Genomic DNA, 14435 nt, shown 5'->3' with positions numbered 1-14435 from the left:
GGCTGTGTACTCGAAGCTGGGCGAAGACCTCGCCGGCCTGCCCGCGCTGCTCGACGCCGCGCGTGCGCAGGCCGGCGAGCTGCTCGCGGGGGTGGCGGACCGTCCGGTGGCGGTGCCGCCGAGGACGGTCGAACCCGCGGAGCTGCCGGAGAACGGCGTGGGGGCGCGGGCCGCGCTCGCGGAGTTCGGGCGCCGCTGGGCGCCGGGGTTCGCCGCGAGTGCCGGGCCGCGGTACCTGGGGTTCGTCACGGGCGGCGCGACGCCCGCGGCGGTGGCCGGCGACTGGCTCACGGCCGCGGCGGACCAGAACCCCGTGTCGTCGCTGGATTCCTCGGCTTCGGACCTCGAACGCGAGACGGTGGGCTGGCTCGCGAAGCTGTTCGGGCTGGGGCCCGAGTTCAGCGGCGCGTTCGTCTCCGGCGCGACGATGTCCAATGTGGTCGGTCTGGCGATCGGGCGCGAGTGGCTGGGGGAGCGGCTGGGCGTCACGGTCGCCGACGCCGGGGTCGTGGCGCTCGGCCCGGTCGAGGTGCTGAGCGGGTCGCCGCACTCCAGCGCGCTCAAGGCGATGTCCGTGCTGGGCCTCGGCCGCTCGGCCCTGCGGCCGGTGACCGTGCGGCCCGGGCGCGAGGCCGTGGACGTCGAGGCACTCGAGCGGGAGCTCGCCGCGCTGGGCGGGCGGCCCGCGATCGTGATCGCCAACGCCGGCACGGTCAACACCGTCGACTTCGACGACCTGCGGGCGATCGCCGCGCTCAAGGCGAAGTACCCGTTCTGGCTGCACGTCGACGCGGCGTTCGGCGGGTTCGCGGCGCTCTCGCCGGAGCACGCGGGACTCGTCGACGGGCTGGAGCTGGCCGACTCGGTGTGCGTCGACCTGCACAAGTGGCTCAACGTGCCCTACGACTCGGCGATCCAGTTCAGCCGCCGCCTCGACCTGCAGGTGCGCGTGTTCCAGAACTCCGCCGCCTACCTCGGCCACCCGGGCGAGAACCCGGACTTCGTGCACCGCACGCCCGAATCGTCGCGGCGGCTGCGTGCGCTGGCCGCGTGGTGCACGCTCGCCGCGTACGGCCGGGCGGGGCACCGCGAGATCGTCGAACGCTGCGTCGCCCACGCCCGGGACCTCGGCGAGCGCCTGGCCGAGACGCCGCAGTGGCGGCTGCTCGCGCCGGTGCGGCTCAACGTCGTGTGCTTCACACTGGCCGAAGACCCGACGCAGGAGCGCATCGACGCCGTGGTGCGCGCCGTCGCCGCCGGGGGCGAGACGTTCGTGACGCCGACGGTCTACGCGGGCGTGCCCGCGCTGCGGGCCGCGTTCAGCAACTGGCGGACCGAGCGCGAGGACGTGGACCGGATCTTCGCCGCGCTGGTCAGGGGTTCCGGCGCGGCTTGATCCGCACTCCCGGCAGCACGGGCGCGGGCAGCCGCGCGGGGTCGCCGGGCACCTCGGGGATCGCGCCGAACTGCGGCGATTCCGCCTGCCACGCCTCGCGGTACTCCACGATCTCCTCGTGCGTGCGGGCCACGAAGTTCCACCACATCACGATCTCCTCGCCGAACGGCGGCCCGCCGAGCAGCATCACGCGAGCGCGGCCTTCGCCGGTGTTCGCGAGCTCGAGCGTGGCGCGGCCGGTGCCGAGGTACCCGAGGTCGGTGCTGTGCAGCGCCGAGCCGGCGAAGGCGACCTCGCCGGTGTCGACGAGCACGCCGTGCTCGTACTCGGGGTCGACGTCCAGCGTGACGTGGGCGCCGGGCTCCAGGACCAGCTCGGCGCCGAGCAGCGGCGTGAACGTCTTGACCGGCGACGTCTCGCCCGCGAGCGTGCCGAGGAAAACGCGCGCGGTGGCGCCGCCGAGGTCGGTGGCGGGCGGGGCGTAGTGCTGGAAGTCGCGCTCGGCGTGGCGGTGGGCGTCGGGCAGCGCGACCCACAGCTGCACGCCGTGCAGCGTGGTGGTCTCCGGTGTCGAGACCTCGGAGTGGCAGATGCCGTGGCCGCCGGTCATGAGGTTCAGCTCGCCCGGGCGGATCATCGCGTGGGAGCCGAGGCTGTCGCGGTGCTCGATCTCGCCGGCGAACAGCCAGCTCACGGTCTGCAGCCCGGTGTGCGGGTGCGAGCCGACGGACATGCCGCCCGTGGTCCTCGGGTCGTCGGGCCCGTAGTGGTCGGCGAAGCACCAGGCGCCCACCAGCGAACGCTTGCGCTGCGGCAGCGTGCGGCGCACCTTCATCGCGCGCGGCCCGCCCAGCGGCACGTCCCGCGCGCCGAGGACCTCGACGCCGCCGTGGCCGGCCGCGTCGTCCCCGCAGTCCAGCACGGGTGGCTCGGTCTCGACGTTGCTCATCCTGGTGCCTCCACTCGCGCGGCCGGTTCACCGAAACCTTAGCGGGAAGGCTTGTGCCGCGTCGTTTTCGAGGCGGCGTGGGTTCGAGGGGCAGTGGGGTCGAGACCGTGCTCAGTCGGGGGAGTGAGGCGTGGCCTCGTGTCCGGGCAGCCCGGGCGTGCGGTTCTCGCGCTTCACCCGGGCCTCGGCGAGGTGGCGGACGCCGCGGGTGAGCTCGCGCACGCGCGTCTCGTGGTCGCGGAACACGCGGTAGTAGGTGGTGTCGTACTCCTCCACGATCTGGAACGTCCAGCGCCCGTGCAGCACGTTGCGGCCCAGCAGGTGCTCGGCGAGGCGGTCGGCGTGGCCGGAGTGGCCGGCCGCGCGCAGCATGGCGATGCCGTCGGAGAGCTTCTCGTCAGCGGAGCCGCTGAGCTGGTGGAACTCGTAGAGCCGGCCGCGGGCGATCTCGACGGTCTCCATCGCCTCGGTGATCTTGCCGACGGCTTCGAGCGTCGCGCGGTCGGGTTCCAGCTGCTCGGCCGCGGTGTCGTCGAGCCGGAGGTCGGGGTGCGCGTCTGGGTCCATACCTCGCGAGGTACCCCGTGAACGCCGTTCCCTCACGCACCCGAGCCGCTAGAGTCGCGCCGCATGGGGACCTCACATGATCTGACTCTCGCCGGCGACCGTGTGCTGCGCGTGCACGACAGCGGCCGCGGCGACACCCTCACCGTGGTCTGGTTCCACGGCACGCCGCAGACCGGAGCGCTGCTGGCACCTGTCCTGCAGGCCGCGGACGCGCGCGGGATCCGTGTCGTCTCCTACGGCCGCCCCGGCTACGGCGGGTCGACGGTGGTGCCGGGCCGCACCATCGGGTCCGCGGCCGAGGACGTGCGCGTGCTCGCCGACGCGCTGGGGCTCGGCCGCTTCGCGGTGGTCGGGGCTTCGGGCGGCGGGTCGCACGCGCTGGGGGCTGCGGCGCAACTGCCGGATCGCGTCACCGCGGCCGTGGCGCTGGCCGGGGTCGCGCCGTACACCGAGGAGTTCGACTGGTTCGCCGGGATGGCCGACCCGACCTCGCTGCGCGCCGCGCGTGAAGGCCGCGAAGCGCGGATGGCCCACGCGCTGGCGCACGAGTTCGACCCGGAGAGCTTCGTCGCGACCGACTGGGCCGCGCTGGACGGCGCGTGGGGACCGCTCGGCGCGGACGCCGGGGAAGCCGGCGGCGCGGGCCACGACGGTGAGGTCGACGACGACGTCGCCTACGCGTCGGGCTGGGGCTTCGAACTCGCCGAGGTGCGTGTGCCGGTCCTGCTGGCGCAGGGCGGCGCCGACCGCGTGATTCCCGCGTCGCACGCGCAGCACCTGCTGGCCCACCTGCCCGACGCCGAGCTGTGGCTGCGGCCCCGCGACGGGCACATCTCGATCCTCAACGCGTTGCCCACCGCGCTGGACTGGCTGCTCGCGTTACCCCGGTGAACGCCGAGGCGACGGTCAGGACGCCTCTTCCAGCGCCCGTTCCAGATCCGCGCGCTTCATCTTCGAGCGGCCCTTGATCTCGCGTTCCTTGGCCAGCTCGTCGAGCTGCGCCTTGGTGAGGTCCGCGAGCTGCGGCCCCTTGTCCTTCTTGCCGCGCCGCTTCCCGTTCTTCACGCTGCGCTGCAGGGCCTCGAACAGGTCGACCACCTTCGTCGGCTCCGCGGCCTCGGCGGCCGGCGTGACCTTGTCGCCCTTGCGCTTGGCCTCGATGAGCTCGTGGACGCGGTCGGTGTAGGTGTCGCGGTAGTCCTCGGGCCGCCAGTCCTCGGTGAGCGCGTCGATGAGGTTCACGGCCATGTCGAACTCCTTGCCGCGCGCCGGCGCCTTCTCCGGCAGGTCCGGCAGCGACTTCTCCCGGTCCCGCAGGTCCGCGGCGAAGTGCAACGTGTCGAGCAGCATCACGCCGTCGCCGGCCCGCACCAGCGCCAGGTACTCGCGCCCGCGCAGCACGAACTTGGCCACGCCCGCCTTGTCCGTCTTCGCCATCGCCGCCAGCAGCAGCGAGTACGGCTTGTCGTAGTCGGAGCCCGCGGGGGCGAGCCAGTAGGTGCGGTCGAAGAACATCGGGTCGATGTCGGCGAGGTCGGCGAACGCCTCCACGTCGAGCGACTTGCTGCGCCCGGGCGCGATCTCGTCGAGTTCCTCGGGCTCCACCAGCACGTAGTCGCCGTCGTCGAGCTCGTAGCCCTTCACGATCTCGGCCAGCTCCACCTCGTCGCCGGTGCGCTCGTTCACGCGCCGGTAGCGGATGCGGTCGCTCGTGCCGCGCTCGAACTGGCGGAAGTGCACGGTGTGGTCCTCGATCGCGCTGTAGAGCCGCACCGGCACCGTCACCAGGCCGAGGGTCAGCGAGCCGCTCCAGACGGGCCGTTTCGGTGCCATGACGCACTCCTTTCCCGACCGGGGACTACCCGCTTTCGCCCGCGCCGACGCATCACCCCGCGTCAGGCCAGGCGGTCCAGCAGTTCGTCGTGCCCGCCCGCGCGGCGCAGCTTGCGCGGGTCGGGGCGGCCGAGGGAGTGGTCGGCCGCGCGCAGCGCCCCCAGGAAGCGCTCGACGGCGGCGGGTTCGGCGAGCACGTCGTCACCGTCGAGGTAGGCCAGCACGATCAGGTCCTCCCCGCACGAGGCCTCGATCGCCGCCGACCAGCCGTGCACCTCGTCCCACAGCAGCGCCAGGTCCCGGTCGGGGAAGCGGCCCAGCCGCCGGTCGAGGGCGATGTAGGCCGAGACGGGCAGGTCGAGGTCGACCGTGCAGGACTCCAGTCCCACGCCCACCGCGGCGGCCACCCGCGCGAGGTAGCCGCGCAACGCGCGGTCGAAGCGGTGGTCCACGCCGAGGTCCGCATCCACGAAGCTGCTCACGACGCAACCCTCTCTGTCGCCGGGGAAGGGGATCGCCCTGTGGGGCGAGCATCGGCTACCCCGTTCCGGGTCGCCTCACACCCCATTTTCGGGTGAATTTCCTGCCACACGGGCGATCCCGCGCAAGTGGCTCCGATCGGACGCACGCGGTCCCGGCGACCGGGACCCTTCGTGAGCGCGTGGCTACCGTCCGGCCAGCCGCCGCACCGCCGCGACGATCTCGCGGTTCGGCACACCCTTCGTGAGGTACTCGACGGCACCCGCGGTCTCCATGGAGGCCATGGACGCGTGGTCGGAGTAGGCGGAGAACGCGAGCACCGCCGTTCCCGGGCAGCGGGTCACGATCTCGCGCGCGGCGCGGGCCCCGCCACCGCCGGGCATGCGCACGTCGAGCACCGCGACGGCGGGCCGGTGGCGCTCGGCGAGCGTGATCGCGTCTTCCGCGTCGCGCCCGACGCCGACGACCTCGATGTCGGGCTGCTCCTCGAGCACTTCGCGCAGGGCGTCGCGGATCATGTCGTCGTCGTCGCTGATCACGACGCGCAGGGGGCCGGTCACCGCTGCTCGTCCGGGGCGCTCGGCAGCCAGAACTCCACACTCGTCCCTTCGCCGGGCTTGCTGGACATGGACCACCAGCCGTGGGCCGACTCGGCGCGTTCGCGCATCTCGATCAGCCCGAAGTGGTCGCGGCCCGGGTCGGTGCCGGTCACGGCGGTGCCGATCCCGTCGTCGGTCACGCGGAAGAGTGTGCCCCTGTCCACTGTGGACAACGAAACCTCCACTCGTGACGCGCGGGCGTGCTTGTGCACGTTGGTGAGCGCTTCCTGGCAGATCCGGTATCCCGTCACGGCGGCTTCCGAGGTGGGTTCGGCCGTGAGGTCGTGGCGCAGCGTGTACTGGAGCCCCCAGCCGGGCAGGACCTCTTCGAGGTGACCGGTGAGCGCGACCACGAGCCCGTGGCGGTCCAGGTCGGGCGGCCGCAGCCGGGAGACGAGCGCGCGCAGCCGGCCCACCGCCGCGCGCACCGACTCGTCGAGCGCGTGCACCCCTTCGCGGTGTTCCTCGGGCAGCCGGTCGGCCAGCAGCTGCAACCGCATGCCGACGGCGACCATCGACTGAATCGAGTCGTCGTGCACGTCCCACGCGATGCGCCGGCGCTCGACCTCCTGGGCGTCGACGAGGTGCCCGACCAGCCGGCGCCGCTGCACCAGGGCCTGTTCGGCGGCGCGGCGTTCGCTCATGTCGCGGGTGACCTTGCCGAAGCCGCGGTGGTTGCCGGCGTCGTCGAACAGGGCGGTGATGACGACGTTGGCCCAGAAGCGGGTGCCGTCCTTGCGGATGCGCCAGCCCTCGTCTTCCAGGCGCCCTTCGGCGAGGGCGGTTTCGAGCTCGCGCGCGGGTTTGCGGGCGGCGATATCCTCGGCGGGGTAGAAGACCGAGAAGTGCCGGCCGATGATCTCGTCGGCGTGATAACCGTTGATGCGCTGGGCGCCGGCGTTCCAGCTGACGATGCGGCCGCCGGTGTCGAGCATGAAGATGCCGTAGTCGGAGACGTCCTGCACCAGCAAGCGGAAGCGTTCCTCGCTCTCGCGCAGCGCTTGCTCGGCGGTGCGGCGCTCGGTCATGTCGCGGGTGACCTTGCCGAAGCCGCGGTGATTTCCCTCGTCGTCGAACAGGGCGGTGATGACGACGTTGGCCCAGAAGCGGGTGCCGTCCTTGCGGATGCGCCAGCCCTCGTCTTCCAGGCGCCCTTCGGCGAGCGCGGTTTCCAGCTCCCGCTCGGGCTTGCGCGCGGCGATCTCCTCCGGCGGGTAGAACACGGAGAAGTGCCGGCCGATGATGTCCTCGGGCCGGTAGCCCTTGATGCGCTCGGCGCCCGCGTTCCAGCTCAGGACGCGGCCGGCCGGGTCGAGCATGAAGATCGCGTAGTCGAGGACTCCCCGCACCAGCAGGCCGAGGTCGTCCACCGCGGGGTCGTCCATGCCCCAACTCTGCCCCATCCGGCTCACGCGGGCAGCTTCCGGTTCACCCGCGCGGAGCCCGGCCGAGCTCACACCACACGACCTTTCCCGACTCGCCGGGTGTGACACCCCACGCCAGCGCCAGCTCCTGCACGAGCCGCAGGCCCCAGCCGCCGTCCGGACCGGACTCGCGGGTCGCGGGCAGCTCGGCGCTGTCGTCGGCGACCTCGAGCCGGACCACCGCTTCGCCGTACTTGAGCCGCAGCACGGGTTTCCCCTCGCCGTGCTGCACGGCGTTGGTGGCCAGCTCGGTCACGATCAGGAGGGCGTCGTCGGCCACGGCACCGAAGCCCCAGCCGGTCAGGGTCGCCCGCGTGAAGTCGCGCGCCGACGCAAGACCGGCCACCGATTCGGGCAGCACGCATTCGACGTCGACGGGCGAAGGGACCTTCACGTCCCCACTCTGCGCGAAACGCCCGCCGTGCGGCAGACGCAGATCACCACCGCGTCACTGACGCAGGTGCATCAATCCAGCAGGCCCTCGCGCCGCGCGAAGGCGACCGCTTCGAGCTTCGAGCGCGCGCCGAGCTTCTCCAGCACGCGCTGCACGTGGTTGCGGGTGGTGTTGCGGGTGACGCCGAGGCGGTCGCCGATCTCCTCCGTGCTCGCGCCTTCCGCGAGCAGCTGCAGCGTCTCGCGTTCCCGCGCGGTCAGCGCCGAGCCGTTGCCGCCGGCGCGGCCGGTGAGCCGGTCGAGCACCCCGGGCAGCAGGGCGGCGTCGAACACGACCTCGCCTTCGGCCACGCGCTGCACGGCCGACTCCAGCTGGTCGAGCGGCGCCGACTTGAGCAGCAGCCCCCGGCCGCCGGCCTCGGCCACGCGCGCGGCGACGGCCGGAGTGGCGTCGCCGGTGAGGACGAGAACCTGCGAGCCGAGTGCGGCGAGGTCCCCGATCGCGGCCACGGCGTCGCCGTCGGGCAGGCGCCGGTCGAGGACCACGACGTCGGGCCTCAGCCGGGCCGTGTCGGTCGTCGCGGCTTCGCGCGAGCGGACGCGCCCGACCACGGAAATCGCGGGCGAGCGCTGCAGGGCGAGCTCGAGAGCCTGGGCCACCATGTCGTGGTCTTCCACGAGCAGCACCCGCACCGGGCCGGCGAACCGAGGCTCGACAGGCATGTCGCTGCCTTTCCATTGGCGCCGGGGACTGGGGCGGGTTTCCGAACTGACCACTCATCGTAACCGGGTGCCGGCCTGGCCACCGTCCGGGCGGGTCAGGCCGTCGCCGGTCTCGCCGCGCCGGCCGGGACGGCGAAGCGGTCGACGACGTCGAGGGCGTTTTCCCGGTTCGCGAAGAGCTGCCGCTGGCGGTCGGCTCCGCCGCCGTCGCGGGCGAGCCGAGCGAGGCCTTCGCGGGCGAACACGGTGTCCCCGGCGGCACGGAGGGCGGGTGCGCAGAACTCGGTCAGCCGCCTGAGCACCTCGACGGCAGGGAGCAGGTCGCCGGTGCCCGGGTCGGAGCAGTGGCCCGTGACGCCTTCGCGGGAGGCGCGCCAGAGCCGGCCGCGCAGCACCTCGTTGGACAGGTGCGGGGGATCGCCGGCGTCGAGCACCGTGGCCACGAGCGCCCGGCACAGCACGCCGAGCAGCGTGGCCTCTTCGACGGTGGCGGCGACGTCGGCGACCCGGAACTCGATCGTCGGCTGCTGTTCCGACAGGCGCACGTCCCAGTAGACCATCCCGCGGTCGAGGATCGCGCCCGAGCGCAGCCACGCGTCCACGACGCCCTCGTAGTCCGCGTGCGAGGCGAACCGCGGCGGCGGCCCGGCCGAGGGCCAGCGCGCCCACTCCTGGTGCCGCCAGCTGCAGTACTCGGTGTCGCGGCCGTCCGCGATCGCCGAGTTGGCCGTGAGCGCCAGCAGCGCCGGCAGCCACGGCCGCACGTGCCCGAGCACGCGCGTGCCGGTCTCCGGGTCCGGCACGGCGACGTGGACGTGGCAGCCGCAGGTGAGCGTGGTCTGCGCAGTGGCGCCGAAGTGCGCGGCCATCCGGCGGTAGCGCGGGGTCGCGGTGATGGCGGGGAGCTCGCCGGAGGAGACGGGCGAGCTGCCGCAGGGCAGGATCCGCAGCCCGCGCCGGTCGGCCGCGCGGGCGAGCGAGGTGCGCATCGCCTGCAGCTGCTCGACGGCTTCGTCGTGGGTGACGCAGATGCCGGTCGCGGTCTCGGCCTGGGCCTTGGTGAGCTCCTGCTGGAACTCGCCCGCGCCGCTGTCGTCCGCCGACTCCAGGACGGCGGCGGCCGCGTGCGCCGGACGGCCCCGGTCGTCGACGACGAGGAACTCTTCTTCGATCCCGAAGGTGAGCACGTCGGCCATGGTGGGTCCTTTCGGGGTCAGCCCGTGCGCTCGGCACGGGCCTGGTCGGCGAAGCAGTCCCACGCCTGGCTCACCAGAGCCGGGTGCGCCAGCAGGTCCACAGTGGTCCGGCCGAGTGCCGCGGCCGAGGCGAGCAGCACCGAACGGGCCCGTGGTGACGCGGCCGCCGCGGCGAACTCGGGCGTGCCCTCGGCGTGACCCGGGTCGAGGATCGCGACGAACGGGTGGATCGTGGGCACCTTCAGGCTGACGTCACCGACGTCGGAGGAACCGGGGAACACACCCGGGTCCGGCGGCGTCGCGTGGATGCCGCGCGCGGCGAGGTGGCGGGCGAAATGGCTCGACAGCACGGGGTTGTCGCGGAAGTGCGCGCAACCGGGGCCGAGCCGGTCGGTCCGGGCTTTCGCACCCGTGGCCAGGGCCGAGCCCTCGGCGCACGCCGTCACGTCGGACACCAGCCGCTCCAGCGCCGCGGTGGTCGGCGCGGACAGCCCGAACCGCGCCTCGGCCAGGCCGGGCACGACGGCGGTCGACTCGCCGCCGCGCGTGATGATGCCCTGCACGTGGAAGCCGGCGGGCAGGCGTGCCTGCAGCGCGGCGACGGCGGTGAAGGTCTGCACGAGCGTGGCCACCGCGTCGACGCCGCGGCGGGGCTCGGCGGTCGGGTGCGCGGCGCGGCCGTGGACGGTCACGCGCACGTCGGTGCGGGCGGTCAGCGGTGCCCACGTCCAGGTGTGCGTGCCGGGGTGAAAAACCAGTGCCGCGTCGACGTCGTCGAACACCCCGGCCGCGGCGAGAGCGGCCTTGCCCGTGGCCGGTTCCGCGGCGGGGCAGCCCACGACGAGGATCGAGCCGCGGTCGTCGCCGGTGACGGCTCGGGCGGCGAGCGCGGCCCCGAGACCGGCCGCCGCGACGAGGTTGCGCCCGCTCGCGTGGCCGAGGCCGGGCACCGCGTCGTACTCCAGCAGCAGAGCCACGCACGGCCGGGTTTCGCCGCGGCGCGCGGTGAACGCCGTGGCCAGGCCGGCGACACCGTGCTCGACGGCGAAACCCGCCTCGGCCAGCTCACCGGTCAGCGCGCGGACGGCCTCGTGCTCGGCGTCCGCCGGCTCGGGCCCGGCGTGCAGCGCACGGGCGATCGACCACAGCCGCTCGTCGAGCCGCTCGATCTCCTCGTCGACCCGCTCGTGCCGGGTTTCGTCCGCTTCCATGCGCCACACATACCCACCCTCCTCCGATTCGATACCGGCGGGGTCGGCGAGTGGGTAATTCGGCCGTGTGCCGGGCGCGGTCGGTGGGGAATTCTCGACGGGAAAGCAGCCGAGTCGGACGGAGCAGGCATGACAGCGGGAAGCTACCGGGTACTGCCGGCCGAGGTGTCGTCGATCGTCAAGAACGTGGAGAGCCTGGGCTCTTCGGCGTTGTCCTCGACGCGCGACCTCGAGTCGCTCGTGATCGACGCGCTCTCGTTCGCCGGGATCGGCAGCGGGGTGGCCGCGGCGAACTCGACGCTGCAGTCGCAGCTGGTCTCTTCGCTCGGCAAGTTCGTGAGCCTCATCGGTGAGGTGAGCGGCAAGGTCCAGTCGGCGGTGCAGGGGTACACCGATGCGGACACGGCCGTGGCACAGGGTCTCGGCGGGGGTACGCAGGCTGCTCCGGCTGCCGGGGGTGGCGCCGCCGCGCCGTCCGCCGCTCCGACGCAGCTGGACGATCGGGTCGTCGACTCGATCATGCGCTCGGAAGGCGCGACCGGCGAGCAGGGTGGGGTGCCCGAGGTCTACGGCTTCCGGCGGAACATGCACAACGGCTACGACGAGATCATGGCCGCGCGCAACCAGTACGGCATCGGCAGCCCCGAGGAGCACGCCGTCGTCGCGCGCCTGATGTCCGCCAACGCCCGCACCGCCGGCGCCCTCAACTTCACCGACGCCGGCACCCAGGCCGCCGTGATGTCCGGCGCCCACATGCGCGGCGCCGGCGGCGTGCGCGCCATCCTCAACCACATGGGCGGCGCCGACATCGTCCGCAGCGCGCCCACCCTCGACCCGGCCGCCGTGCAGCACATCCAGGGCCTCACCCCCCAACAGTTCCAGCAGGACTTCCACGACGCCCGCATCGAGTACGACCGCCAGGTCTACGGCGCCACGACCACCACACAGGGCGGGCACACCCAGAACTGGTGGGACCGCTACGGCAACGGCCTCACCCAACGCTACGACCGCGAACAGAACGAATTCCTCGGCCTTTCCCGGCCCGCGGCCCAGTAGCCGTTCGCCACCCAGTCAGCCGCCCCGCGAGATCGCGCCGGTTTCCGGATTCGGGCCGGTGCGATCGGCCCCCGGCCGATCCGAGCCCGCGGCCCAGTGGCCGTTCGGCATCCAGTCAGCCTCCCCGCGAGATCGCGCCGGTTTCGGGATTGGGGCGGTGCGATCGGCCCCCGGCCTTTACCACCCCGCGGCTCAGTGGTCGTTGGCCATCCAGCCGGCCGCCCCGCGAGATCGCGCCGGTTTCCGGATTCGGGCCGGTGCGATCGGCCCCCGGCCGATCCGAGCCCGCGGCCCAGTGGCCGTTCGGCATCCAGTCAGCCTCCCCGCGAGATCGCGCCGGTTTCGGGATTGGGGCGGTGCGATCGGCCCCCGGCCTTTACCACCCCGCGGCTCAGTGGTCGTTGGCCATCCAGCCGGCCGCCCCGCGAGATCGCGCCGGTTTCCGGATTGGGGCCGGTGCGATCAGTCCTGGGTCTTTCCCGGCCCGCGGCCCGGTAGCCGTTCGGCATCCAGCCGGCCACCTCGCGAGATCGCGCCGGTTTCCGGATTGGGGCCGGTGCGATCGGCCCTGGGCCTTTCCCAGCGCGCGGCCCAGTAGCCGTTCGCCACCCAGCCGGCCACCCCGCGAGATCGCGCCGGTTTCCGGATTCGGGCGGTGCGATCGGCCCCCGGCCGATCCGACCGCCCGAATCCGGAAGCCGGCTCAAAGGCGATCTCGCACGCCCCGGCGGAGCCGGGGCCAAAATTACAGCTCCCGCAGGAGCGCGGCGATGCGACGGAGCGGCCGTCGCGCGATGGCGCCGAGGCGGGTGCCGTCGGTTTCGGCGTTGTGCAGGATGGCGGCTTCGGCGGTGGCCAGGGCCGGGGGGTCGGGCGTGCCGGTGAGGACGGCGGTCACGGCGTCGGAGAGGGGGCCCGCGACTTCCGACGTGTCGGTCGGTTCGCCGCGGGTGGCGAGCTCGGTGGTGTCCTCGAAGTGGATGCGCACGAGGGTGCCGATGTCGGAGGCGGCCTGGGCGAGGGGCACCAGGGCGGCGAGGTGGTCGGTCTCGGTGCGGCGCCACCACGGGTGGGAGCGCACGGCTTTGCGTGCCAGCGCGAGCTTTCCCGGCAGCGCGCGGGCGCGGGTCTCGACCGCGCGCACCGCCTCCTCATCGAGCGGCGCTCGGAGGTTCTGGGCCAGTTCGGCCGCGGTCTCGTGGAGTTCTTTCACGAACGTGCGGGCCGGGTTCGCCGGCAGCAGCAGCGGCGCCAGCATCACGGTCACCCCGGCGCCGACGGCCGTCTCCCACAGGCGCGACAGCGCGTAGGAGTCCGGGTCGGTGCTGGCGAACACCAGCAGCGCCGACACGGCGACCTGGATGTTGAGCGTGCCGCCGATGCGCAGCACGATGCCCACGGCGAGCGCCAGCGCCAGCACGAGTGCGAGCGCCCCGGCGGACGGGTGCACCACACGCAGCACGAGAATCCCGATCGACAGCCCGCACACCACACCGGCCACGCGCGCCAGGGACACGTTCAGCGTCGAGTACGGCGCGTCCCGGATGGACACCAGCGGCACGATCACCGCGTACACCGGAGGCTGCCGCGCGCCCAGCCACACACAGATCTGCCACGCCACGGCCGCCGTCACCACGATCCGCAGCGCGAACGGCCCGTCCGTGCGCAACAGCTCGCCCGCGCGGCTGTGTTGTCTGCCCCGGCTCCGCCGAGGCGTGCGAGATCGCCTCAAGCCGGCTTCTTCCCTCCCGGTTTTCGCCCAGCCCGGGGGCTGCGCGAAAACCGCTCAGTCCGGAAGCCGGCGCGATCTCGCCGGGTGTCGGTCGTCGTCATCGGCTCATCCTCGGGCCGAACGGCGGATCCGTCTAGCGGTCGGCCACGAACGGCAGAGACCGGTACCAGATCTGGCCGATCACCGAACCGAGGTCCTGGATGCGTTCGGGCCGGGGCGTCACCGGCAGAAGTCCGATGTGGACGTAGGCCATCTGCTCGATGAGCGAGCCGAGGGCCTCGGCGTGGAGCTCGTAGTGGGTGGCCTCGATGACGCCGCTCTCGTGGAGCCGCCGCAGCCAGCGTTCGGTGCGGTGGACGAAGCCGGAGCGCACCTGGAGCCACAGTTTGAGGAAGCCCTCGTTTTCGCTCGCGGCCGCGGCTTCGCGCATCACGCGCAGCAGGTGGCGGTTGCGGGCGTACGAGTGGAGGTACGCGATGGTCTGCTCCACCAGGTGGTGCTGCTCGTCGCCGGAGCGTGGTGCGGTGGCCGAGGCCGCCGCGAGCTCCTCCAGTGCCGGTTGCAGGGCCGCGAGGAAGATGTCGTCGAGGCTGGTGAAGTGGCGGTAGAAGTTGCCCTGCGCGGTGTCGGCGCGGTTGGTGATGTCCGAGACGCGGGTGCGTGTGTAGCCGTACTCGGAAAAACACGCCGTGGCGGCCTGCACGAGCTTGTCGCGGGTCTGCGCGCCGCGTTTGTTGGGGCGCTTGTCCACGGCGTCGGGCTGCAGCGCGGCGATCAGTTCGCGGACGCGCACGCGCGCGGCCTCCGCCCGGTCCTCGCCGGTCGTCTCCTGCGTGCTACTGCTCATCTTCTGCTCACCCAACCGGTCATTCGCGT

General features: G+C 73.1%; 15 protein-coding genes. 3 read left to right on the top strand and 12 right to left on the bottom strand.

The window, feature by feature from the left end; genetic code table 11:
* Window positions 1–4: 4 nt before the first annotated feature.
* On the top strand, window positions 5–1396 hold the full coding sequence (locus tag ACQPXB_RS31320) for a pyridoxal phosphate-dependent decarboxylase family protein (protein ID WP_432845422.1): 1392 nt from the start codon (window positions 5–7) through the stop codon (window positions 1394–1396).
* Here the strand turns inward: ACQPXB_RS31320 and ACQPXB_RS31315 are convergent.
* The gene (locus ACQPXB_RS31315; RefSeq protein ID WP_366582113.1) at window positions 1374–2345 is read right to left on the bottom strand and encodes a pirin family protein; all 972 of its coding nucleotides are present in this window, start codon (window positions 2343–2345) and stop codon (window positions 1374–1376) included. The genes ACQPXB_RS31320 and ACQPXB_RS31315 overlap by 23 nt on opposite strands.
* A gap of 111 nt (window positions 2346–2456) precedes the next feature.
* Window positions 2457–2912: a hypothetical protein gene (locus tag ACQPXB_RS31310; protein WP_432845421.1), complete on the bottom strand. Its 456-nt coding sequence runs from the start codon at window positions 2910–2912 to the stop codon at window positions 2457–2459.
* Between the two features lie 63 nt (window positions 2913–2975).
* On the opposite strand from ACQPXB_RS31310, the gene ACQPXB_RS31305 reads away from it, so the two are divergent.
* The gene (locus ACQPXB_RS31305; RefSeq protein WP_432845419.1) at window positions 2976–3803 is read left to right on the top strand and encodes an alpha/beta fold hydrolase; all 828 of its coding nucleotides are present in this window, start codon (window positions 2976–2978) and stop codon (window positions 3801–3803) included.
* 15 nt (window positions 3804–3818) lie between these two features.
* Here the strand turns inward: ACQPXB_RS31305 and ACQPXB_RS31300 are convergent, their stop codons facing one another.
* From ACQPXB_RS31300 to ACQPXB_RS31265, 8 genes are all read right to left on the bottom strand, one after another.
* Window positions 3819–4745, bottom strand: coding sequence for a Ku protein (locus ACQPXB_RS31300; RefSeq protein ID WP_432845418.1), 927 nt, complete (start codon window positions 4743–4745; stop codon window positions 3819–3821).
* Window positions 4746–4807: 62 nt separating this feature from the next.
* The gene (locus ACQPXB_RS31295; RefSeq protein WP_366582109.1) at window positions 4808–5227 is read right to left on the bottom strand and encodes a DUF6292 family protein; all 420 of its coding nucleotides are present in this window, start codon (window positions 5225–5227) and stop codon (window positions 4808–4810) included.
* A gap of 183 nt (window positions 5228–5410) precedes the next feature.
* The gene (locus ACQPXB_RS31290; protein WP_366582108.1) at window positions 5411–5785 is read right to left on the bottom strand and encodes a response regulator; all 375 of its coding nucleotides are present in this window, start codon (window positions 5783–5785) and stop codon (window positions 5411–5413) included.
* Window positions 5782–7209, bottom strand: a complete 1428-nt coding sequence (locus ACQPXB_RS31285) for a PAS domain-containing sensor histidine kinase (protein ID WP_366582107.1) — start codon at window positions 7207–7209, stop codon at window positions 5782–5784. Before ACQPXB_RS31285 ends, ACQPXB_RS31290 begins: the two co-directional genes overlap by 4 nt.
* 43 nt (window positions 7210–7252) lie before the next feature.
* Window positions 7253–7642, bottom strand: coding sequence for an ATP-binding protein (locus tag ACQPXB_RS31280; RefSeq protein ID WP_432845417.1), 390 nt, complete (start codon window positions 7640–7642; stop codon window positions 7253–7255).
* Between the two features lie 71 nt (window positions 7643–7713).
* A complete protein-coding gene (locus ACQPXB_RS31275) occupies window positions 7714–8364 on the bottom strand; it encodes a response regulator transcription factor (RefSeq protein WP_366582105.1) in 651 nt (216 codons plus the stop codon).
* 95 nt (window positions 8365–8459) lie between these two features.
* Window positions 8460–9560: a carboxylate-amine ligase gene (locus ACQPXB_RS31270; RefSeq protein ID WP_366582104.1), complete on the bottom strand. Its 1101-nt coding sequence runs from the start codon at window positions 9558–9560 to the stop codon at window positions 8460–8462.
* A gap of 17 nt (window positions 9561–9577) precedes the next feature.
* The gene (locus tag ACQPXB_RS31265) at window positions 9578–10771 is read right to left on the bottom strand and encodes a peptidase dimerization domain-containing protein (RefSeq protein WP_366582103.1); all 1194 of its coding nucleotides are present in this window, start codon (window positions 10769–10771) and stop codon (window positions 9578–9580) included.
* A 129-nt stretch (window positions 10772–10900) separates the two neighbouring features.
* Here ACQPXB_RS31265 and ACQPXB_RS31260 point away from each other — a divergent pair, with 129 nt between their 5' ends.
* Window positions 10901–11827: a hypothetical protein gene (locus ACQPXB_RS31260; RefSeq protein ID WP_432845416.1), complete on the top strand. Its 927-nt coding sequence runs from the start codon at window positions 10901–10903 to the stop codon at window positions 11825–11827.
* A 745-nt stretch (window positions 11828–12572) separates the two neighbouring features.
* On the opposite strand, the gene ACQPXB_RS31255 is transcribed toward ACQPXB_RS31260, so the two are convergent.
* Together ACQPXB_RS31255 and ACQPXB_RS31250 are read right to left on the bottom strand one after the other, a co-directional pair.
* Window positions 12573–13496 carry an FUSC family protein gene (locus ACQPXB_RS31255; protein WP_432845415.1) on the bottom strand — a complete coding sequence of 308 codons (924 nt, stop codon included), beginning with the start codon at window positions 13494–13496 and terminating at the stop codon, window positions 12573–12575.
* A 196-nt stretch (window positions 13497–13692) separates the two neighbouring features.
* Window positions 13693–14406 carry a TetR/AcrR family transcriptional regulator gene (locus tag ACQPXB_RS31250; RefSeq protein ID WP_366581129.1) on the bottom strand — a complete coding sequence of 238 codons (714 nt, stop codon included), beginning with the start codon at window positions 14404–14406 and terminating at the stop codon, window positions 13693–13695.
* Window positions 14407–14435: the final 29 nt, after the last annotated feature.

Origin of the sequence: Amycolatopsis sp. CA-161197 (assembly GCF_050942255.1) — a bacterium.
Taxonomy (GTDB): domain Bacteria; phylum Actinomycetota; class Actinomycetes; order Mycobacteriales; family Pseudonocardiaceae; genus Amycolatopsis.
This window is presented reverse-complemented; position numbering and strand designations above follow the sequence as displayed.

Coding starts and splice junctions, on each gene's coding strand:
- ACQPXB_RS31315 (WP_366582113.1), bottom strand. CDS start 2,345: ATGAGCAACGTCGAGACCGAGCCACCCGTGCTGGACTGCGGGGACGAC.
- ACQPXB_RS31310 (WP_432845421.1), bottom strand. CDS start 2,912: ATGGACCCAGACGCGCACCCCGACCTCCGGCTCGACGACACCGCGGCC.
- ACQPXB_RS31305 (WP_432845419.1), top strand. CDS start 2,976: ATGGGGACCTCACATGATCTGACTCTCGCCGGCGACCGTGTGCTGCGC.
- ACQPXB_RS31300 (WP_432845418.1), bottom strand. CDS start 4,745: ATGGCACCGAAACGGCCCGTCTGGAGCGGCTCGCTGACCCTCGGCCTG.
- ACQPXB_RS31285 (WP_366582107.1), bottom strand. CDS start 7,209: ATGGACGACCCCGCGGTGGACGACCTCGGCCTGCTGGTGCGGGGAGTC.
- ACQPXB_RS31275 (WP_366582105.1), bottom strand. CDS start 8,364: ATGCCTGTCGAGCCTCGGTTCGCCGGCCCGGTGCGGGTGCTGCTCGTG.
- ACQPXB_RS31270 (WP_366582104.1), bottom strand. CDS start 9,560: ATGGCCGACGTGCTCACCTTCGGGATCGAAGAAGAGTTCCTCGTCGTC.
- ACQPXB_RS31265 (WP_366582103.1), bottom strand. CDS start 10,771: ATGGAAGCGGACGAAACCCGGCACGAGCGGGTCGACGAGGAGATCGAG.
- ACQPXB_RS31260 (WP_432845416.1), top strand. CDS start 10,901: ATGACAGCGGGAAGCTACCGGGTACTGCCGGCCGAGGTGTCGTCGATC.
- ACQPXB_RS31250 (WP_366581129.1), bottom strand. CDS start 14,406: ATGAGCAGTAGCACGCAGGAGACGACCGGCGAGGACCGGGCGGAGGCC.